We start from the raw sequence: 19,132 nt of genomic DNA, 5'->3' as shown, positions 1-19,132 counted from the left end.
CCCGGTCTCAGGCCGCGGGCGGCGCCGGCTCGGGCGCCGGGGGCGGTGCGCAGGACGCGCGCCGCCCCGGCACCCGGCCCTCCAGCAGATACGCCGTCAGGTGCTCGTTCACGCACGCGCCGGCGCCGCCCGCCAGTCCGTGACTGCCGGCGTCCCGCTCCGTCACCAGGGCGGACCCGGCCAGCCGCCGGTGCAGTTCGAGGGCCCCGTCGTACGGGGTGGCCGCGTCCCGTTCGGCCGCCAGGATCAGCGTCGGCGGCAGCGCGCCCTTCCCGGCGCGCACGTCCAGCGGCCGCTGCCGGGGCGCGGGCCAGTAGGCGCAGGGGAGGTTGGTCCACACGTTGTGCCAGGTCTCGAACGGCGCCCGGCGCGCGAGCCGGGTGTTGTCCCGGTCCCACACGGCGAAGTCCGTCGGCCAGGGGGCGTCGTTGCACTCCACGGCCAGGTACACCGCGCGCGTGTTCTCCGCCTCCGCCGCCGCCTCCGGGTGCTCCTCGGCCTGCTCGACCAGTGGCCCGGGGTCGCCCCTCAGGTACGCCGACAGGGCGTGCGCGCGCTGCGGCCAGTGGTCGTCGTAGTACGCCGCCCCGAGCATCGCCGTGTGCAGCTGCGCCGGTCCGACCTTCCCGCCCGCCGGTTCCCGCGCCAGCCGTTCGCGCACCCGGTCGTAGCTGTCCCGCACCTTCCGCGCGGTGTCGCCCAGCCCGTACACGTCGTGGTGGCGGGCCGCCCAGGCCCGGAAGTCCGCCCAGCGGCCCTCGAACGCGGCCGACCGGGCGAGGTTGTTGCGGTACCAGATCCGCTCCGGCGCCGGGTTCACCGCCGAGTCGAACACCATCCGCCGCACGTGCGAGGGGAACAGCGTCGCGTACAGCGCCCCGATGTACGTGCCGTACGACGAGCCGAGGAACGTCAGCCGGGTCTCGCCCAGCGCGGCGCGCAGCACGTCCAGGTCACGGGCGTTGTTCAGCGAGGTGTAGTGCCGCAGCGCGTCGCCGGACCGCTCGGCGCACCCCCGCGCGTACGCCGCCGCGCGGGCCGCGCGCTCCCGCTTGACCTCCGCCGAGGGGTGCCGGGGCGCCGGCGCGGGACCCTGGTGGAACGTCTTCGGGTCGACGCACGACAGCGGGGCGGAACGGCCCACCCCGCGCGGCGCGTAGCCGACCAGGTCGTAGGCCGCCGCGAGCCGCTTCCAGCCCGGGACCACGCCCGTCATGGGGAAGTGCATCCCGCTCGCGCCCGGCCCGCCCGGGTTGTGCACCAGGGAGCCCTGCCGGGGCACCGCGCGCCCGGTCGCCGGGTCCTTCCCGGTGGCCCGGGAGCGGCTGACGGTCAGCCGGATCCGCTCGCCGTCCGGGCGGGCGTAGTCGAGCGGGACGCGCAGCGTGCCGCACTCCACGGTGGGCGGCAGCTCCTGCTCCTTCGCGCACGGGCCGAAGTCGATGCCCGCGGAAGCGGCGCGCGCGGCGGCCACCGCGGTGCCGCGCGCCTCGGACGCGGACGCGGACGCCGGGGTCCGGGCGGCGGCCGCCGGGGCGGTGAGGAGCAAGGACCCGGCTGTCACCAGGACGGCGGCGGTTCTCATCGGTGATCCCTTCGGAGCGCTGCAGCGACAGAAGGGATGGTTTCGGCCCGCGTGGGGCCGGGCAAGGACCGGCCGCCTGGTGTCGGCGGCCGGTTCACCGCCCCGGAGCCACCGCCCGGTCAGCCCTCCGGGTGCGGCTCCCGGTGCGCGAAGGCCGCGCGCACCTGCGGTCCGCCCGCCGCCCGCACCCCGCGCACCGCGACGGAGGTGAGATACGCGCGGTCGTCGTCGGGGTCGCCGGCCGCCGCCCGCCGCACGGAGGCCAGCAGCCGCTGACCCGCGGGGGATGCCCAGCGCGAGGCGGGGCTCAGCTCGAACCGTGCAATGGCCAGACACCCCAGCGTGAACACCAGCGGCAACGCGAACCACAGGGCGACCAACGAGCGCGGCATCTGCGACGGCGTGGGCACGAGCAGCGCGGCGGCGGCCAGCCCGGCCACGGCCGCCGCCGCGAGCCGCGTCCGGCGCAGCGCCTCCGCGACGGTCCGCCCGTCGCCCTCCGGCACCGCGAGCCCGGCGCGCACCAGGCGGTCCGCCAGCGCGCGCACCGTCTCCGCGGCCGCCGCCGCCTTCCGCACCGGCGCTATGGGCGACTGCCCGTCCGGTCCGATCGCCCCTATCACCGTGCGCTCGATGTCGTCCCGCCCGCACGGGTCGACGACGGTGGCCCAGCCGGTGTGGGCCAGCAGCAGCCGCCGCTGACGGGCCATCGCGACGAGCGTGACGTCGGCGACCCGGACGGGGCCGCCGGACAGGAACGCCGCCTCGTACAGCGTCAGACCCCGCCCCTCGTCCTCACCGCCCGCGGCCGCCTCACGCACCGCCGCACGACACAGCCGCAGCCCCGCGACACCGGCGATCGCCCAGGCCAGAAGCAGGAGAGGAACCCAGAACATGGACCGTTTGTAAGGGACACGGTCGCGAAAGCACCATGCCTTGTTCACCATCCGGACGCGGTGTCGCGGGCGGGCGACGCTCCGCCTGACGCGCGCGGGCGTCCCCGGCGGGCGTCCCGGAGGGGCCTCAGCGGCGCAGCAGCGCGCGGCGGGTGGCCCGGGCCAGGCGGACCACGGGCCGGTGCGACCGGGGGCGCGGACCCGACCGGTCGAGCCACCACGCGCGCAGCTCGCGCCGCGCCCGCGTGTCCTCGGGGCGTCCGGCCGACAGCAGCCGCTCCACGAAGGCCATCGCGTCGTGCCGGTAGCCGCCCGTCATCGGCCGGGTCTGCGCGTACGCGAGGAAGGCCGGCCGGTAGCCGTCGCCGAGGATCACCGGCAGTTCCGGGGCCACCCTCGCGACGACGTCCGCGCGCTTGGCGGCGAGCGCCCGCGCCTGCACCCGCATCCGTGTCCGGTCGAACCCCTCCGGCACCGGCGTCCCCGCGACCAGCGCGGACAGCACCGCCGTCTGCGCGAGCGCCAGCCGCTCCCGCGCGGACCCGTCCGCGGCCTCCACGGGGGCGGGCTCCCGCACGCCCCCCGCGGCCGGGGCCTCGGACCGGCTGCGGGCGCCCGCCTCCACCGCCCCGCGGATCGCGTCCAGTTCGCGCTCCAGCTCCGCCGGGGGCGGGAAGTTCTCGTCCCGCTCCAGCAGCACGCCCGGGGGCGAGACGCGGGAGGCGAGGCCGGTGAGGATGTCGAGCACCGGACGCGGCACGGGGTGGGCGTGGCTGTCGTGCCACACGCCGTCCCGCTCGAACCCGCCCGCGACGTGCACGTAGGCGAGGGCCTCCAGGGGCAGGCCGGCGAGCGCCTCGGCCGGGTCCTCGCCGCGGTTGACGTGGTTGGTGTGCAGATTGGCGACGTCGATGAGCAGCCGTACGCCGGTGCGGTCGGCCAGTTCGTACAGGAACTGCCCCTCGGTCATCTCCTCGCCGGGCCAGGAGAACAGCGCGGCGATGTTCTCCACGGCGAGCGGCACCGGGAGCGCGTCCTGGGCGATGCGGACGTTCTCGCACAGCACCGCGAGGGCGTCGCGGGTGCGCGGCACCGGCAGCAGGTGTCCGGCCTCGACGCCGGGGGAGGCGGTCAGCGGCCCGCCCGCGCGCACGAACGCGATGTGCTCGGTGACGAGGGGCGAGCCGAGCGCCGTGGCCCGCTCGGCGAGCGCGGTCAGGCGCCCCTCGTCGGGCCGTTCGGCGCCGCCGAGCCCCAGGGAGACGCCGTGCGGCACGACGGTCACGCCGCGTTCGCGCAGCCGCAGCAGCGAGTCGGGCAGGTGTCCGGGGCAGACGTTCTCGGCCACCACCTCGACCCAGTCGATGCCCGGCATGGCCTCCACCGCGTCCGCGATCTCCGGGCGCCACCCGATCCCGGTCCCCAGCCGCACCGTCGTCATCCCCGTCCCCTCCCGCACCCCGGCGTTCCCGCCCGGCCCCCGGCACGCCCGCACCGGGCGTGCCGGGGATATGACCCGGCGCTCGGCGCGCGAACCGTCCCGCGGCCGCCTTCAGAGGAACATTTGAGGTTGGGGCAGGCCGTCACGGCGGCCGCCCGGCCCGTTGACCCGTCGCCGGAGGGGTGCGTCTGTGCGTCTCTCAGCGCACCTGGAAGGCCGTCGACACACCCGTGATCGACGAGACCTTCCCGTCCAGGCTCTTCGCGTCGCCGTGGTAGACGACGCGGTAGGCGCCCGGGGGAGTGCCCCGGGGGATGTCCCAGGTGATCGTGACCTTGGACGCGGCGATCCCGTCGCGGGCCCAGTGGAAGCGGGTCGCCCAGTCGCCGTCGTCGGCGACGGTGCGCCAGGCCCCGCCGGAGTCCCGCCGCTCGATCCGCAGGTACGTGTCACCGCGGTGCAGGTCGTTGCCCGGGTGGGCGCCCGCGAAGACGACCTCGACGCGTTCCCCCGTCCGGTAGTTCTCCCGCGGCCGCACCAGCACGTCGCCGAACGTCCGGAACAGGGGCGGCGCGTCCAGCACCACGCCGGGCTGGAGCGAGAGCACCGTGCCGGACAGGTCCGGCGGCTCGGGGCCGAGCGGCAGGTCCGTGCCGTCGCGCAGGGACACCGCCAGCTCGGCCGCGGTCTGCTGGAGCGCCGGGAGCTGCCAGCGCCCGAAGAGGGTGCTGCCGCCCTCGTAGTGCTGGGCGTCGTACTCCTCCGGCGTGGTCACGTAGTGGACGTACGCGTTGCTGTAACCGGCGACGAGGACGTCGTCGAGGGCCGCGCCGACGATCCCGGCGACCGTGCGCCGCAGCCGCAGGCCCGCGCAGACGGTGACCTCGCCGGGGATGCCGATCAGGTAGAGGCCGCCGATGCGCACCAGCATCACCGGCACCCGCTCCTGCACCCACGGGTAGACGCGGTTCATCTCCCCGATCGGCACGAAGACGTCCTTCGGCGCCTGGGCCTGCTTCAGCTCGGGGGAGACCGTGTAGACGATCGAGTCGGAGACGGCGTCCCAGAACGGGTTCTCGCCCTCGTCGAAGCCGGGGAAGGCCGGGCCGTCCTCCAGGCTGCCCGCCGCCATCGCCGCGCCGACGCACGGGGTGGACGTGCGGTGCGTCCGCCCGTCGCCGGTGAACTCCGGGCGCACGGTGACGTCGGAGAGGTCCACGTACACCATCCGCGAGTCGACCGGCCCGGACAGCCGCGTGCCGGGCTTCCCCGCCTGGGCCGCGGCCGCCTCGTACTGGCGGAGCCCGTTGGCGCGGGTGGCCTCGAAGTCGGCGGGCGTCGTGGGCGGCACCAGGTCCAGGTTGGGCGACATGTCGCCGCTGTTGGTCTGGGCGAACGCGGAGACGAACGCCGGGGAGCCGTCGGCCAGATAGTCGACGCCGTGGACCTCGCGCTCCCAGTGGTAGGCCGCGTAGCCCTTGTTGTCGGCGCTGATCAGGCGGTTGTCGCCGGACATGCTGGTGCCGTGCACCGGGAACCAGTTGACCGCCCCGACCGTGCGGCCCCCGCGCTCCACCCGCAGCAGGGTGGTGAGGGTGTCGACGCCGTCCGGGAAGTGGTCCCGGTCGGCCTTCGGGTTGCGGTCGAAGGCGGCCCGCGAGCGGTTGACGCTCGCACCGGTCAACGTGCCGTGGCTGAGGAGCAGTTCGGACGGGGCCAGGTCGTCGTGCGCATTGCGCGCCGCCTCGAACAGGCCGTCCGCCACCGCCTCGAAGGTCGCCCGGTGGAAGCCGAACGTCGTGGTGTTGTAGAGGAGATGGTGCGAGTGGCCGCCGGGTCCCGCGTGGGTGTGGGTGGCGGTGATGAGCACGTTCCGCTCGGTGTACAGACCGCCGTACGCCTGCTTCAGCCGTCGCAGCACCGCCCGGTGCACGCTCTCGAAGATCATCGGGGAGTCGGCGACGATCAGCAGCACGCGGCGTCCGCTCGCCTCCTCGACCACGACGAACGCCCGCGCCCGCAGGCGGGTGTGCAGCCCCGCCGCCTGCTGGTCGAATCGGCCGTACCCCATCATGCCGACCTCGGCGACCTCGCCGGTGGCGTCGGAGATCCCCCGGCCGACGAGATAACCGCCGCCGCCTCCCGCGGCGGCGGCCGCGGCGCCCGGGGAGACCAGGTGCGCGCCCGCCAGCCCGAGGCCGGTGGCGGCCCCCGCCTTCAGGACGGTCCGGCGGTCGCGCAAGGGAGGACGTTCCGCGGTCATACGCTGCTCCTCAGGCTCGGTCGGCCCCCGGGCGGGCGGAACATGAACAACATTCATGTTCCGCGCGCTTCATTGGTACACCGCCTGCCATGGACACGGCAAGAGGATGTGCGCGGCCGGAGCAGGGCCTGCACGGCGGCCGACGCCGCGACGGGAGCGGCACGGTGACGCGCGCACCGCTGACACGACGGAGCCGGCCCGGCCGGTCCGCCGATCACGGACCCGCCGGGCCGGCTCCCGCCGTTCCGGGGGCGGCGTCACCCCTTGCCCTGGAGCGGCTCCCGCTCGCACACGGTCCCCGCGGCCGGCACCGTGCCGTCCAGCAGGTACGCGTTCACGGCCTCGCGCACACAGGTGTTGCCGGAGCCGTACGCGCCGTGGCCCTCGCCCTCGTAGGTGAGTTCCACGCCCACGCCCTCGCCGAGGCGCTCCGCCATCCGCGCGGCGCCCTCGTAGGGCGTCGCCGGGTCACCGGTGGTGCCGACGAGCAGGACCGGCGGCGCGCCCGGCGCGCTCACGTCCGGGTGCTCGGCCCTGCCCGGCACCGGCCAGTCGGCGCACTGCAGCGCGCCCCACGCCAGGGCGTCGCCGAAGAGGGGGGAGGCCTCCTCGAACGCGGCGGCCTGTTCCCGCACGTCGTCCACGGTGTAACGGTCGCTGCGGTCGGCGCAGGTGATGGCGGTCCGGGCGTCCTGCCGGCCGCTGTAGCCGTCGGCGTGACGGCCGTTGAGCGCGTCCGCGAGGCCGAGCAGGGTCTCGCCCTCGTCGGCGGCGAGCAGTTGCAGCCCCACCTCCAGGGCGGGCCACGCGGTCTCCAGGTGGAGCGCCCGGACGACGGCGTCGATCAGCTGGGAACCGGTGAGCACCCTGTCCCCGCCGACGGTCAGCGGCTCGTCGTCCAGGGTCTCCTCCAGTCCCATGACGAGCTCCATGACCTCCTCCGGGCTGTCGCCGAGCGCGCAGCCGGTGTCCACGCACCACTGGGCGAAGTGGTCGAACGCGAGCTGGAACCCGCCCGCCTGCGCGAGCGCGCCCTCCATCTGGTCCAGCGTCGGGTCCACGACGCCGTCCAGGACGGCACGGCCCACGTGCCCGGGGAACAAGTGGGCGTAGACGCCGCCCAGTTCGGTGCCGTAGGAGATCCCGAAGTAGTGCAGCTTCTCGTCACCGAGCAGATGACGCAGCAGGTCCATGTCGCGGGCGGCGTCCTCGGTGCCCACGTGCGGCAGCACGCGTCCCGACTCCCGTGCGCAGGCGTCCGCGTGCCGCTGCCGCGCCTGGAGCAGGGCGGTCACCTCGTCGTCCCCGTCGTCGGGGGTGTCGTCCTGCTCGGTCCTCGCCTGTGCCGCCTCGGCGTCCAGGCAGGCGACCCCGGCGCTCGCGCCGACCCCGCGCGGGTCGAAGCTCACCAGGTCGTAACGGGAACGGAGTTGCTCGTAGTCGGGGGCGAGGGCGGGCAGGGCGGTCACACCGGACTCGCCGGGCCCGCCGAAGTTGAACAGCAGCGAACCGATGCGGTCGGCGGCGTCCGCGCGGGACGCCGCCCGGATCAGGGCGATGTCGATGGTCTCGCCGCCCGGTCTGTCCCAGTCCAGCGGCGCCCGCATGCCGGCGCACTGCCAGCGGGTGCCGTCCGGCAACGGCTCGGGCGCCTCTCCTCCGCCCTGCAGGGGGGACGGTACGGGGCAGTCCTTCCAGTCGAGGGACTGCGCCCATATCCGTCCGCGGTCGTCCTCCTCGCCGCCTCCGCCCGCGGCCCCGCCGTCGCCGGCCGGGCCGCAGGCGGCCAGGGAGGCGGAGAGCAGGACGGCGCCGGACAGCAGGGCAGCGGCTGTCGTACGTCGTATCGGCATGCGCCCAGCCTCCGGCCGCCCGACGGCCGCCGCACGGCCGCGCGTCCATCCGGGGGACGCGCCCGGGGGTCAGCGCAGGGCCGGGTGGTCCGCCACGACGGTGCACGAGCCGGGGGCGATCTCCGTGAAGCCGGCGTCGCGCACCGTGGGCAGGCCGCCGCCGGTCAGCGCGGGCCAGTCGGCGGGGTCGGCGGTGCGCACGGCGAGCGGGAAGCCGACCGCCCGCCAGGCCTCACGGGCCGCGTCCGACAGCTCCCACCAGGCGAGTTGGGCGCCGTGACCGGCCTGGGCCATCGCCTTGCCGGCCGACATCTCCAGGTCCGGGTTCATCCAGAGCGTCGGCACGCCGGGGTCCGCCGGGGGCACCGGACCGGGGTCGTCGAGGTCGGTGCCGGACACCTGGAGCCGGGCCAGGTCCTTGGGCCAGCCGTCCAGCGGCACCGGCGGGAAGACCCGCACCTCGGCCGACTTCCCGGTCACGGTGATCCCGGGGAGCGCCTCCGCACGCCGCCACTCCGCGCCGCGCGCCCGCCGCACCACCTTGCGGATACGGGCGTCCTGCCAGTCGCGCACGGCCTGCGCCCATTCGCCCTCGCCCACCGACCGCTCGTCGGTCAGCATCGCCAGGACCGCGCGGGCCGCCGTCTCCAGGGCGTCGGTACGGGCGGGCGGCGCGGCCCGCTCGATACGGACCACCAGGGGCAGCACGAACTGCGGCGCCGCGTCACGGTCGCCCGGGTCGGGTCGGAAGGGGCTGTCGGGGGCGGGTGTCGTCCGGTCGTCGTTCACCCGGCCAGTGTGCCAAGCGGGACGGGGGCGCTGCCGGGCGGATCCGGCCGGGCCCGGCACGGAGGGACATCAAGGGGCGCCGAGCGGGCACCAGGATGGGGGGAAGGGGCTGATGGGCGATGACTCAGGTGGTGCCGCAGCGTGGCGGGGGAGGCTCCAGCGGTCTCTACGACGTACTGGAGCTGATCCTCGACCGAGGACTGGTGATCGACGCGTTCGTGCGGGTGTCCTTGGTCGGTATCGAGATACTCAAGATCGACATCCGCATCGTGGTGGCCAGCGTGGACACCTACTTGCGCTTCGCCGAGGCGTGCAACCGGCTCGATCTGGAGTCCGGGCCGCGCAAGCCCGCCGGGCTGACCGAACTCCCGGACAAGATGCGTGAATCAGGCTCCCGGGGAGCGGCCAAGGGGCTGCTGTCCGGTGCCTTGGAGACCGTCTCCGAGGCCTTCCAGCAGGCGCGCGAGGAGCCGAGGCGGAAGTAGCGAGGGCCGTGCCCCCTACCGGCAGAAGGTCCCGGCCGTCCATGGGGGCCGCTCCCGGCCCTCGCTCGGGCGGCCTCACCCGTGAGACACCTGCGCACCTGCCTGCCGGAGCGACCGCGGGGCCGGTCAGCCGGAGCAGGAGGTGCGTTCCGCCTCCCGCCACTCGCAGACCGGGCACAGCGTGACGCCCTTGTACGTCTCCGGGTACTCCGTCGGCTCCTGGCACTGGACGCACGCCGCGTACGGCGGGCCGTCCGCCTTCGGCGGGCGGTCCGTGCCGACGAGGCAGTGGTCGCGGTCGGTCGCGTCGTCGCTCATGCCTCCAGCGTAGGACGTCAGCCGCGGCCGTTCGCGGCGCCGATCAGCTCGGAGACCTTGACGAAGCGGTACCCCTGGCGGCGCAGTTCCGGGACGACCGTCCGCACCGCCTCCTCCGTCGTCGGGGCGGCGCTGCGGGTGCAGTGCAGGACGACCACCGAACCGGGCCGCACCCCGTCCAGCACCTGCCGGGCCACGGCGTCCGCGTCGGTGGCGAAGGCGTCGCCGCCGACGACGTCCCACTGCACGGCCGTGACGCCGGCCGGGATGAGCGCCTTCAGCGCCCGCCGGTCGTGACAGCCGCCCGGGAAGCGGAAGTACGGCATCGGATCGGGCACGCCCACCGCCCGGAACACCTGGTACGCCCGCTCCACGTCGGCCCGCATCCGCTCCTCCGGCACCGTGGGCAGGCCGTAGCAGTCGCCGGTGAAGGCGTGGTGGCTGTACGAGTGGTTGGCGACCTCGAAGAGCGGGTCCCGGCCGATGGCACGGGCCTGGTCCGGGTACTCCTCGGCCCACCGGCCCGTCATGAACACCGTCGCCGGCACCTCCAGCGCGCGCAGCGTCTCGATCAGCCGCGGATGGTCGAAGCGCTCGCCCGCCGCGGCCCGCGGGCCCTGGTCGGCGGTCATGTCGGCGTCGAAGGTGAGGGCGACGGTCTTCCCGGCGTCCCGGGGGCCGTGCTCGAAGACCGGGGTGAGGCCCGCGGGTCCCGCGGCGAGCGTGGGGGGAGCCGACGGGGCGGCGGGGGAGGGCGCGGGGGCGGGCGGCCGCACGGCGGGGCCGGTGGTGGCGCCGCAGGCGGTGAGGGCGGCGGCGAGGGCACAGACGGCGATGACACGACGTGAAAGTGTGATCACCGTATGACAATAGGGCGGTCCGCGGCGGGGGCCGTCGCGGCTCGGGCGGAGGGGACGGCGCGCTCACCCGGTCGGCGGGGACCGGGCCGATGGGAGCCGGGGCGGTGGCGGCCCGGTCGGCGGGGGGCCGCCCCCTCCGGAAAGCAGGCTCAGATGTCCCGCCGCTCCAGCGGTTTGGTCGCCGGACCCTGGACGACCTTGCCGTCCGTGTCGAAGCGGGACCCGTGGCACGGGCACTCCCACGCGCGCTCGGCCGCGTTGAAGTCGACCAGGCAGCCCATGTGGGTGCAGCGGGCGGAGACCGCGTGCAGGGCGCCGTCGTCGTCCCGGTAGACCGCCAGCCGGCCGCCCTCCGTGCGCACCACCGCGCCCTCGCCCGGCGGCAGCGCCTCCACCGGCGGCGACGGGCGCAGCCGGCCGCCGACGAAGTGCTTGGCGACCTGCGCCTGGTGCTTGAGGAAGGCCGGCGCCTCACGCACGGTGGAGGCCAGGCGCCGCGGGTCGTACAGCCCGGCCCAGGCGCACTCCCCGCCGGTGATCTGCGCGGCGAGCAGCCGGCCCGCCATCATGCCGCCGCTCATGCCCCAGCCGCCGAATCCGGTGGCGACGTACGCGTGCCGGGCGCCCGGGTGCAGCGGCCCGACCAGCGGCACCGTGTCGGTGGGGTCGTTGTCCTGGGTGGCCCAGAAGTGGGTCAGCTCCACGCCGGGGAAGTGCCGGCGGGCCCACTGCGCCAGCCGGTCGAAGCGGGCGCGGGTGTCGCCGGTGCCGGGCGTGAAGTGCTCGCCGGTGACCACCAGCAGCCGGCGCGAGGCGTCGTCGCCGTAGGGCGCGGTGCGCACCGAGCGGGTGCCCTCCTCGGGGGTGATGTACATGCCGTCCGGGTCCAGCCCGGCCGGGACCGGGCCGGCGACGACCAGCTCGCGGCGCGGGGAGAGGCGGGTGAACAGCATCGACCGGTCGAAGAGCGGGTAGTGGGTGGCGACCACGACGTCCCGGGCCGTGACGGAGGCCCCGGTCGCCGTCGACAGCCGGCACGGCTCGCCCTCCTCCAGGCCCAGCACCGTGGTGTCCTCGTACAGACGGCCGCCGTGCGTCTCGATGTCGTCGGCGAGCGCCAGCAGGTACTCGCGCGGATGGAACTGCGCCTGGTCCGTCACCTCCACCGCCCCCGCCACCGGGAACGGCAGCCCGGTCTCCGTCACGAAGGACGCGGGCAGGCCCGCCTCCCGCGCGGCCCGCGCCTCCGCGCGCACCTCGTCCACCCGCGCGGCGTCCGTGACGTAGGTGTACGCGCTGCGGCGCTCCCACGCGCAGTCGACGCCGAGCTCCGCCACCACCCCGGCGGTCCGCTCGATGGCCTCCGCCTGCGACCTGGCGTACAGCCGCGCGCCCTCGCTGCCGCGGGTGCGGCGCAGCTTGTCGTAGACCAGCGAGTGCAGCGCGGTGATCTTCGCCGTGGTGTGCCCGGTGACGCCCGCCGCGATCCGGTCGGCCTCCAGCACGGCGACGCTGCGCCCGGCCCGGGCCAGCTCCCAGGCCGTGCACAGACCGGCGATGCCGCCGCCGATCACCGCCACGTCCACGTCGAGGTCGTCGTCCAGTGCGGGGCGGGGCTCCCCGCCGGGCGCGGTGTTCAGCCAGTACGAGTCACCCGAGTGCTGCTTCTCCGTCATGCGGGGGCGGGTACCCCGGTGTCGGGGCTTCACGGCGAGCGGGTTCCAGGGTGACCCGTCCGGACGGTGCGGGCGGTGCGGGTGCGGTTGTGGGCGTGCGGGTGAGGGCGTAACGTACAACCAGATGGTTGTAGATGGGATCGATGAGGCCGACCGGGCCGTGGACCGGCTGTTCCACGCGCTGGCCGACGCGACGCGTCGCGACATGCTCCGCCGCTGTGTCCGCGGTGAGCTGTCCGTGTCACGGCTGGCCGCCGCGTACCCGATGAGCTTCGCGGCGGTGCAGAAACACGTCACGGTGCTGGAGCGGGCCGGGCTGGTCACCAAGGAGCGGCGCGGACGGGAGCAGCTCGTGCGCACCGACTTCGAGGCGGTGGCCCGCGCGCGGCAGGCGCTCGACGCGCTGGAGTCGGCCTGGCGGGACCGGGTGGACCGGATGTCCGGCCTGCTCTCCGAGGAGGACGGCCGGGACACCGGCCGGCAGCCCGCACCAAGCGACAGGAAAGGAACGGACGGATGACTGTCACCCGTGTCGACAAGGACGTCGACACCCTCACGCTCACCCTCGTCGCGGACTTCGCCGCACCGGTGGAGCGGGTCTGGCAGCTGTGGGCCGACCCGCGGCTGCTGGAGCGCTGGTGGGGCCCGCCCGGATACCCGGCGACCGTCGAGGAGCACGACCTCACCCCGGGCGGCGGCGTGACGTACTACATGACCGGACCGGAGGGCGACAAGTTCGGCGGCTGGTGGCGGGTCTCCTCGGTCACGCCGCCGACGGCCCTGGAGTTCACCGACGGCTTCGCCGGCCAGGACGGGCGGCCGGACCCGGAGATGCCGGTCACCACGGTCCGGATGACGCTCACCGGGCGCGAGGGCGGGACGCGGATGGAACTGCGGTCCGTGTTCGACAGCCGGGAGCAGATGGAGCAGCTGGCCGAGATGGGCATGGTGGAGGGCATGAGCCAGGCCGTCGGCCAGATGGACGCGCTGCTGGAGGGCTGAACGGCGGAACGGGGGCGCGCAGGGCGGGCGGTGCCGCGCCGCCCTCCGCGCCCCCCGTGTCAGCGGCGCCAGGGCCCCGTCACGGCGAACGTCGTGCCCGGGTCGTAGACGTTGACGTACATCGTCCGGCCGTCCGGGGAGAACGTGACGCCGGCGAACTCGCCCCACTCCGGGTCCTCGGCCGTGCCCGTGTTCTGGCGGTTGCGGGCCATCGGGTAGACCTCGCCGCGCCGGGTGACGCCGTAGACGTGCTGGGCGCCGCCGCCGTCCTCGCACACCATCAGGCCGCCGCTGGGCGCGAGGCAGATGTTGTCCGGGGACTCGCCGGGCAGCTGGACGTCGGTGTCCGGGCCGAAGACGATCACCAGGGTGAGGCGGCGCCGGTCCGGGTCGTAGCGCCAGATCTGCCCGTAGTGGTCGGCGGCCGAGCCGTCGGCGGCGCGGGCGAAGGACGACACGAAGTAGACGGAGCGGCCGCCCCAGTAGCAGCCTTCCAGCTTCTGCGCGTGGGTGATGCCCTTCGGACCGAAGTCCTGGAACCGGATGGGGGTCTCGACGGCCAGCGGGTCCGGTACGTCGACCCACTCGATGTCGTCGAAACGGGCGCCGATCTCCTGGACCGAGGACAGGTCCGGGACCCCCGGCACCCGCATCGCCTGGAGCTTGCCGCCCGCGCGCAGCGAGCCCGTGCCGCCCAGCGGCTTCCTCGGCAGGAAGCGGTAGAACAGGCCGAAGGGGCGCTGGAAGGCGTCCTCCGTCTCGTAGACCACGCCCCGCCGCGGGTCCACCGCGACCGCCTCGTGCTGGAAGCGGCCCATCGCGGTCAGCGGTACGGCGCCGGTGCGGCGGGGATCGGCGCCGTCGACCTCGAAGATGAAGCCGTGGTCCTTGGCGTAGCCGTTGGTGCCGGCCTTGTCCTCGGTCTCCTCGCAGGTCAGCCAGGTGTTCCACGGGGTGGGCCCGCCCGCGCAGTTGACGGCCGTACCGGCGATCGCCACCCGCTCGGAGACCACCCGGCCGCTCCGGTCGAGGGTCAGGGCGGTGCAGCCGCCCTTGCCCTCCGGGTCGTACGTCAGCCCCTCGACCACCGGGACCGGGACCCTGCCGGTGACGCGGTTCTCGTGGTTGCGGACCAGGTGGGTACGGCCCTGCCGGCCGGCGAAGGCGGCCATGCCGTCGTGGTTGGAGGGGACGGGACCCTCGCCGGAGCTCAGCGGGTCACCCTCCCGGGAGAGCACCGTGTAGCGGAAGCCCTCGGGCAGGTCGAGCAGTCCGTCGGGGTCGGGGACCAGGTCGCCGTAGCCGGTGTGGCCGAGGTGCTGAGCGGCGGAGGTGCCGGTGAACAGCTCGGACAGGGCGCCGGTGAAGGCGATGCCGACACCCACGGCGCCGGAACGGGCGAGCAGCTGGCGTCGGGTTGTTGCCGTGGAGCCGTGGGGGGACCCGTTTTCTGGCATGGGGAAACCTTCCTGCTGGCGGACAGGAACTGTGACCCCGCCGTGTCTATCACCTGCCGCCGATCCCGTGAACCACGCGAGCCGCCCGTGTCCCGCGGGGCGGCCTGTCCATGCGGACCCGCAGTCCGTCCCGGGCCCCGGCCCGCTGGGGACACCCCAGGCCCGTTGAGGGACGCTCCGGTGTCCGGAACCGCCGGAACCGCCGGAACGGCCGGGGCGCCCGGCCTCCCGGTCGCCCGGTCGCCGGGGCGCCGGGTCGCCGGGCCGACCGGCCGCTCGGCTTCCCCGGACCACCGGGCCGCCGGGACGGCTGCGGAACCGGGGCCCGGGCCGCCGGACCGGCCGCCCGAGCCGCCGGGTGGGCGGGTGCTGGGCACACCGCCCACCGGGCGTGCCCCCGTCGCCCGGCGGGCACGTCACCGCGTCGTCAGCCGCACCGGCGGCGTGTCCGACGCGCTGTGCCGTTCCGCCCAGTGGTTCAGCGCCGTGCTGCACGCGTGGTCCAGGTGATGGAGGGCCGTGAGGTCGAGTTCGACCGGGCGGTCCTGGGGGAGGGACTCCAGGGTGTCGAGGATCTTGGGGAGGCGCAGGAACGTCGCGTTGCCCGAGAGGTGGACCTGGACGGGGCCCGCGCCCTTGTCCATGACCTCCAGCTTGACCTTCGAGGACTCCCAGGCCGTCTTCACCACCGACAGGGCCAGCCCGATCAGCACGCCCTCGAACATGTTGACCGCGACGATCGACACGGCCGTGACGACCAGGACCAGCGCCTCGCCCCGCTGGCCGCGCCACAGGGCGGCCAGTCCCCGGAAGGGGATCAGCTTCCAGCCCGCGTGGATCAGGATGCCCGCCAGCGCGGGCAGCGGGATCAGGGCGAGCGCGGACGGCAGCAGCGCGGCGAACAGCAGCAGCCACACGCCGTGCAGCACCCGGGACGCCTTGGTCCTCGCACCCGCCTGGACGTTGGCCGAGCTGCGCACGATGACCGCGGTCATCGGCAGCGCGCCGAGCAGCCCGCAGACCGTGTTGCCCGCGCCCTGCGCCACCAGCTCCTTGTTGTAGCGGGTGCGCGGCCCGGTGTGCAGCCGGTCCACCGCGGCCGCGCTGAACAGGCTCTCCGCGGAGGCGATGAGGGCGAAGGCGACGATCGTGCCCAGCACGCCCACGTCCGCGAGGACGCCGAAGGTGCCCACGCCGGGTGGCTGGACCGACTCGAACAGCCCCCGTACCTCGACCGTGGCGACCGGCACGGCGAACGCCGCCGTGACCGCCGTCGCCAGGAGCACCGCGGCGAGCGCACCCGGCACGGCCCCGGCCGGCGCCGGAAGCCTCCGCCACAGCACCATCACCACGACCGTGCCCGCGCTCACCGCCAGCGAGGCGAGCGCCTCCCGGCCGGCGAGCGCGTCCGCGGCGGCCCCGGGCAGTCCGAGGAGCTTGTCGATGCCGCCGGCGGGCGCCTCGAGGCCGGCGGCGGCGTAGAGCTGGCCGGCGATGAGGACCAGGCCGATGCCGGCCAGCATGCCCTCGATCACGGACAACGACATCGCCCGGAACCAGCGGCCGAGCCGCAGCGCCCCCATGGCGAGCTGGAGCAGCCCGGCGGCGAGCACGATGACGCCGAGCGCGGGCAGCCCGTAGGAGTCGACCGCCTGGTAGACCAGCACGGTGAGCCCGGCGGCCGGGCCGGACACCTGCAGGCTGCTGCCCGGCAGCAGGCCGGTCACCAGACCCCCCACGATGCCGGTGACGAGACCGAGTTCGGCGGGGGCCCCGGAGGCGACGGCGACGCCCACGCACAGCGGGAGGGCGACGAGGAACACGACGAGCGAGGCGGCGACGTCCTGCCGCAGATGGGGGAAGCGGAGCACGCGTGCCCTCACCGGGTCCGGCACGCGCGGACGGCGGCGCGCGCGGTGACGGCGGAGGACGGCACGGCGATGGGGGACGGTACGGAGAGACGGGAGAGGGCGCCGGCGCGGCGGGCGGACGGTTCAGGGCGCCGGCCGGGCGAGCGGGGGCGGTCGGCGAAAGGGCGGTGCATCTGTCTCCTCCTGGCGCGTGTGGGGACGCGTCGGACTGCACGACGAGGACCGGCCCGCTGATCACTGGCCCGCTGTGTGCCGGACCGTGTGCGCGGATGCGAAGGCCGCGGAGCCGCGGTACGGGGTGGCCGAGGTAAAGCGACGGCAAGGCCCGGGAGTGCGGCCATCGGTCGCCCGACCTCGTAACACCCGTACCTGACAAGGCGGTTCGCACTCGGCATCACAGGTAAGCGGATGGTCAACGGTTGGTCAAGAGACACGTTAACCCCCGCGTGGCCGTTTGCACCGCCTCATCGAAGGGCTGTGCCGCAGTCAGCCCGAAAAGAACACGTGGGTTGGCGCGATCACTTCCGTGACCGCCGATGATCCGTTCGGGTGTCGGGCATGCGTGCGGCGATCCGGTGCCGCCCGGGTCAGACGGTGTCCACGGTGTCCGCGAGCGGCTTGGCGTCCCTGGCCAGTGCGGTGAGGCGTGAGATCGCGCGGAAGTACTTCTTGCGGTAGCCGCCCTTCAGCATCTCCTCGCTGAACAGCTGGTCGAACGGCAGCCCCGACGCGAGCACCGGCACCTCACGGTCGTACAGCCGGTCCGCGAGGACCACGAGCCGCAGGGCGGTCGACTGGTCCGGCACCGGACGCACGCCGGTGAGGCACACCGCGCCGATGCCGTCGGTGAGGGCGCCGTAGCGGCTGGGGTGGACCCGCGCGAGGTGGTCCAGCAGGTCGGGGAAGGCGTCCAGCGACGCCCCCTCGGTGGCGTGCGCCACCCGGGTCACCAGGTCGTCGGAGTACGGCGGCGGCGCCTCGGGCAGCCCCCGGTGCCGGTAGTCCTCGCCGTCGATCCGCAGGGCGCGGAAGTGCGCCGACAGACCCTGGATCTCGCGCAGGAAGTCCGCCGCGGCGAACCGGCCCTCGCCGAGCCTGCCCGGCAGGGTGTTGGAAGTGGCGGCGAGTGCGACGCCCGCCTCGACCAGCTTGCCGAGCAGGGTGGAGACCAGCACGGTGTCGCCCGGGTCGTCCAGCTCGAACTCGTCGATGCACAGCAGCCGGTGCCCGGAGAGGGTCGTGACGGTCTGCTGGAAGCCCAGCGCGCCCACCAGGTTGGTCAGCTCCACGAACGTGCCGAACGCCTTGAGCGCCGGCTCGGCCGGGGTGGCGTGCCACAGCGAGGCCAGCAGATGCGTCTTGCCGACGCCGTAACCGCCGTCGAGGTAGACGCCGCGCGGCCCGGACGGGGCCTTCTTCGGCGCCTTGCCGAAGCCGAACAGCCGGCGCCGGCCCGAGTCGCCGGCCGGCTTCCCGCCGAGGCCCGCCGCGAAGCCCTCGAGGACGCGCACGGCCTCGGTCTGGCTCGGCTGGTCCGGGTCGGGGATGTACGTGTCGAAGCGGACGGCGTCGAACCGCGGCGGCGGCACCATCTCGGCGACGAGCCGGTCCGCGGGGACGTGCGGCTCGCGGGCGCACAGGGAGAGCGGAGCCACGGAGGCTGCCGGACCGGGACGGGAGGCTGCGGAGGACGACACGATCCCCCATCGTACGGGGCGTGGAAGACTGCCTGACATGCGACGCCTGTTCCCCGTGACCGACGTGACCGACGTGACCGACGCGACCGCAGCCGCCGGCGGGGCGGACGGCCGTGAGTGGAGCCTGGCCGAGCTGGCCGCCGCCTACGCCTACCCCGGGCCCGGCCCGGAGGGCCGTGAGCCGTGGCTGCGCGGCAACATGGTCTCCACCCTCGACGGCGCCGCCCAGCACGAGGGCCGCTCGCAGCCCCTCTCCTGCCCGGCCGACATGCGGATCTTCGGCGTGCTGCGGGCCCTGGCGGACGTCGTCGTGGTCGGCGCGGAAACGGTTCGGCAGGAGGGCTACCGCCCGGCCCGCGCCCGCGCCGAGTTCGCGACGGCCCGCGAGGCCGCCGGGCAGGCCCCGGCGCCCGCGATCGCGGTGGTCACGGCGAGCCTGGACCTCGACTTCTCGCTGCCCCTGTTCACCTCCCCGGTCGTGCCCACCCTGGTCCTCACCGGCGCCGGGGCCGACCCGGAGCGCACGGCCGCCGCCGAGGAGGCGGGCGCCCGCGTGGTCCTCGCCGGCGAGGGGACCGGGGTGGACCCGGAGCGGGCCGTACGGGCCCTCGCCGGGCTGGGGCACACCCGGCTGCTGACCGAGGGCGGTCCCCGGCTGCTGGGCCGGCTGATCGCCGCCGGGGTGCTGGACGAACTGTGCCTCACCGTCTCGCCGATGCTCACGGCCGGTGACGCTCAGCGCATCGCCGGTGGACCCCCAGTGACACTTCCGCGGCGTTACGCGCTGTCGTCGGTGTTGGAGGAGGACGGATTCCTGTTCACGCGTTACCGGCGGGCCTGACCGGGCCCGGCCGGGTGTGGAAGTCCGGAGGGAGGACAAGCGGTACGACACCGCCGGTCCGGCGATCGGCGGAACGACGCGCCCGTCCCGCACGGTGA

Annotated in this window: 16 protein-coding genes; 4 read left to right on the top strand and 12 right to left on the bottom strand. The window is 75.1% G+C overall.

All coding sequences use genetic code 11. The annotated features are described in order from the left end of the window. Positions 1–7 precede the first annotated feature (7 nt). The 6 genes from C1708_RS07425 to C1708_RS07400 form a co-directional block, all read right to left on the bottom strand. On the bottom strand, positions 8–1,585 hold the full coding sequence (locus C1708_RS07425) for an alpha/beta hydrolase (RefSeq protein ID WP_106411902.1): 1,578 nt from the start codon (positions 1,583–1,585) through the stop codon (positions 8–10). A 119-nt stretch (positions 1,586–1,704) separates the two neighbouring features. After that, positions 1,705–2,481 (bottom strand): TIGR04222 domain-containing membrane protein, encoded by a 777-nt coding sequence (locus C1708_RS07420; protein ID WP_106411901.1) that lies wholly within the window; start codon positions 2,479–2,481, stop codon positions 1,705–1,707. Positions 2,482–2,608: 127 nt separating this feature from the next. Continuing rightward, positions 2,609–3,922: an MbnB/TglH/ChrH family RiPP precursor modification enzyme gene (locus tag C1708_RS07415; RefSeq protein ID WP_106411900.1), complete on the bottom strand. Its 1,314-nt coding sequence runs from the start codon at positions 3,920–3,922 to the stop codon at positions 2,609–2,611. A 199-nt stretch (positions 3,923–4,121) separates the two neighbouring features. Beyond that, complete coding sequence (locus C1708_RS07410) at positions 4,122–6,185, bottom strand: neutral/alkaline ceramidase (protein ID WP_106411899.1); 2,064 nt, start codon at positions 6,183–6,185, stop codon at positions 4,122–4,124. A gap of 257 nt (positions 6,186–6,442) precedes the next feature. Next, complete coding sequence (locus C1708_RS07405) at positions 6,443–8,038, bottom strand: alpha/beta hydrolase (protein ID WP_106411898.1); 1,596 nt, start codon at positions 8,036–8,038, stop codon at positions 6,443–6,445. A gap of 69 nt (positions 8,039–8,107) precedes the next feature. After that, complete coding sequence (locus C1708_RS07400) at positions 8,108–8,827, bottom strand: aminoacyl-tRNA hydrolase (protein ID WP_106411897.1); 720 nt, start codon at positions 8,825–8,827, stop codon at positions 8,108–8,110. A gap of 119 nt (positions 8,828–8,946) precedes the next feature. On the opposite strand from C1708_RS07400, the gene C1708_RS07395 reads away from it, so the two are divergent. Further along, positions 8,947–9,312 carry a gas vesicle structural protein GvpA gene (locus tag C1708_RS07395; protein WP_106411896.1) on the top strand — a complete coding sequence of 122 codons (366 nt, stop codon included), beginning with the start codon at positions 8,947–8,949 and terminating at the stop codon, positions 9,310–9,312. 126 nt (positions 9,313–9,438) lie between these two features. On the opposite strand, the gene C1708_RS07390 is transcribed toward C1708_RS07395, so the two are convergent. From C1708_RS07390 to C1708_RS07380, 3 genes are all read right to left on the bottom strand, one after another. Then, the gene (locus C1708_RS07390; RefSeq protein ID WP_106411895.1) at positions 9,439–9,630 is read right to left on the bottom strand and encodes a hypothetical protein; all 192 of its coding nucleotides are present in this window, start codon (positions 9,628–9,630) and stop codon (positions 9,439–9,441) included. Between the two features lie 17 nt (positions 9,631–9,647). Beyond that, positions 9,648–10,490, bottom strand: coding sequence for a polysaccharide deacetylase family protein (locus C1708_RS07385; protein ID WP_106411894.1), 843 nt, complete (start codon positions 10,488–10,490; stop codon positions 9,648–9,650). A 149-nt stretch (positions 10,491–10,639) separates the two neighbouring features. Further along, complete coding sequence (locus tag C1708_RS07380; protein WP_106411893.1) at positions 10,640–12,166, bottom strand: FAD-dependent oxidoreductase; 1,527 nt, start codon at positions 12,164–12,166, stop codon at positions 10,640–10,642. A 124-nt stretch (positions 12,167–12,290) separates the two neighbouring features. Here C1708_RS07380 and C1708_RS07375 point away from each other — a divergent pair, with 124 nt between their 5' ends. Next, complete coding sequence (locus C1708_RS07375; protein ID WP_106411892.1) at positions 12,291–12,686, top strand: ArsR/SmtB family transcription factor; 396 nt, start codon at positions 12,291–12,293, stop codon at positions 12,684–12,686. Continuing rightward, positions 12,683–13,168, top strand: coding sequence for an SRPBCC family protein (locus tag C1708_RS07370; protein WP_106411891.1), 486 nt, complete (start codon positions 12,683–12,685; stop codon positions 13,166–13,168). Before C1708_RS07375 ends, C1708_RS07370 begins: the two co-directional genes overlap by 4 nt. Before the next feature lie 59 nt (positions 13,169–13,227). Here the strand turns inward: C1708_RS07370 and C1708_RS07365 are convergent, their stop codons facing one another. From C1708_RS07365 to zapE, 3 genes are all read right to left on the bottom strand, one after another. Then, positions 13,228–14,625 (bottom strand): alkaline phosphatase PhoX, encoded by a 1,398-nt coding sequence (locus C1708_RS07365; RefSeq protein ID WP_106411890.1) that lies wholly within the window; start codon positions 14,623–14,625, stop codon positions 13,228–13,230. 416 nt (positions 14,626–15,041) lie between these two features. After that, positions 15,042–16,496 (bottom strand): SulP family inorganic anion transporter, encoded by a 1,455-nt coding sequence (locus C1708_RS07360; protein WP_106411889.1) that lies wholly within the window; start codon positions 16,494–16,496, stop codon positions 15,042–15,044. Positions 16,497–17,083: 587 nt separating this feature from the next. Then, positions 17,084–18,232, bottom strand: a complete 1,149-nt coding sequence (gene zapE, locus C1708_RS07355) for a cell division protein ZapE (RefSeq protein WP_391662977.1) — start codon at positions 18,230–18,232, stop codon at positions 17,084–17,086. Here zapE and C1708_RS07350 point away from each other — a divergent pair. Beyond that, positions 18,231–19,034, top strand: a complete 804-nt coding sequence (locus tag C1708_RS07350) for a pyrimidine reductase family protein (RefSeq protein WP_106411888.1) — start codon at positions 18,231–18,233, stop codon at positions 19,032–19,034. The two genes, zapE and C1708_RS07350, sit on opposite strands and share 2 nt — an antisense overlap. The last annotated feature ends 98 nt before the right edge of the window (positions 19,035–19,132 follow it).

The organism is Streptomyces sp. DH-12, assembly GCF_002899455.1.
In the GTDB taxonomy this organism is placed as follows: Bacteria; Actinomycetota; Actinomycetes; order Streptomycetales; family Streptomycetaceae; genus Streptomyces.
Note: the sequence above shows the minus strand (reverse complement) of the source record. Positions and strands in the feature narration are given on the sequence as shown.

Bases quoted from the DNA above. Each gene is read 5' to 3' on its own strand.
- zapE (WP_391662977.1), bottom strand. From the start codon at position 18,232: ATGTCAGGCAGTCTTCCACGCCCCGTACGATGGGGGATCGTGTCGTCC.
- C1708_RS07410 (WP_106411899.1), bottom strand. From the start codon at position 6,185: ATGACCGCGGAACGTCCTCCCTTGCGCGACCGCCGGACCGTCCTGAAG.
- C1708_RS07375 (WP_106411892.1), top strand. From the start codon at position 12,291: ATGGTTGTAGATGGGATCGATGAGGCCGACCGGGCCGTGGACCGGCTG.
- C1708_RS07380 (WP_106411893.1), bottom strand. From the start codon at position 12,166: ATGACGGAGAAGCAGCACTCGGGTGACTCGTACTGGCTGAACACCGCG.
- C1708_RS07365 (WP_106411890.1), bottom strand. From the start codon at position 14,625: ATGCCAGAAAACGGGTCCCCCCACGGCTCCACGGCAACAACCCGACGC.
- C1708_RS07370 (WP_106411891.1), top strand. From the start codon at position 12,683: ATGACTGTCACCCGTGTCGACAAGGACGTCGACACCCTCACGCTCACC.
- C1708_RS07420 (WP_106411901.1), bottom strand. From the start codon at position 2,481: ATGTTCTGGGTTCCTCTCCTGCTTCTGGCCTGGGCGATCGCCGGTGTC.
- C1708_RS07350 (WP_106411888.1), top strand. From the start codon at position 18,231: ATGCGACGCCTGTTCCCCGTGACCGACGTGACCGACGTGACCGACGCG.
- C1708_RS07405 (WP_106411898.1), bottom strand. From the start codon at position 8,038: ATGCCGATACGACGTACGACAGCCGCTGCCCTGCTGTCCGGCGCCGTC.
- C1708_RS07390 (WP_106411895.1), bottom strand. From the start codon at position 9,630: ATGAGCGACGACGCGACCGACCGCGACCACTGCCTCGTCGGCACGGAC.
- C1708_RS07415 (WP_106411900.1), bottom strand. From the start codon at position 3,922: ATGACGACGGTGCGGCTGGGGACCGGGATCGGGTGGCGCCCGGAGATC.
- C1708_RS07425 (WP_106411902.1), bottom strand. From the start codon at position 1,585: ATGAGAACCGCCGCCGTCCTGGTGACAGCCGGGTCCTTGCTCCTCACC.
- C1708_RS07395 (WP_106411896.1), top strand. From the start codon at position 8,947: ATGACTCAGGTGGTGCCGCAGCGTGGCGGGGGAGGCTCCAGCGGTCTC.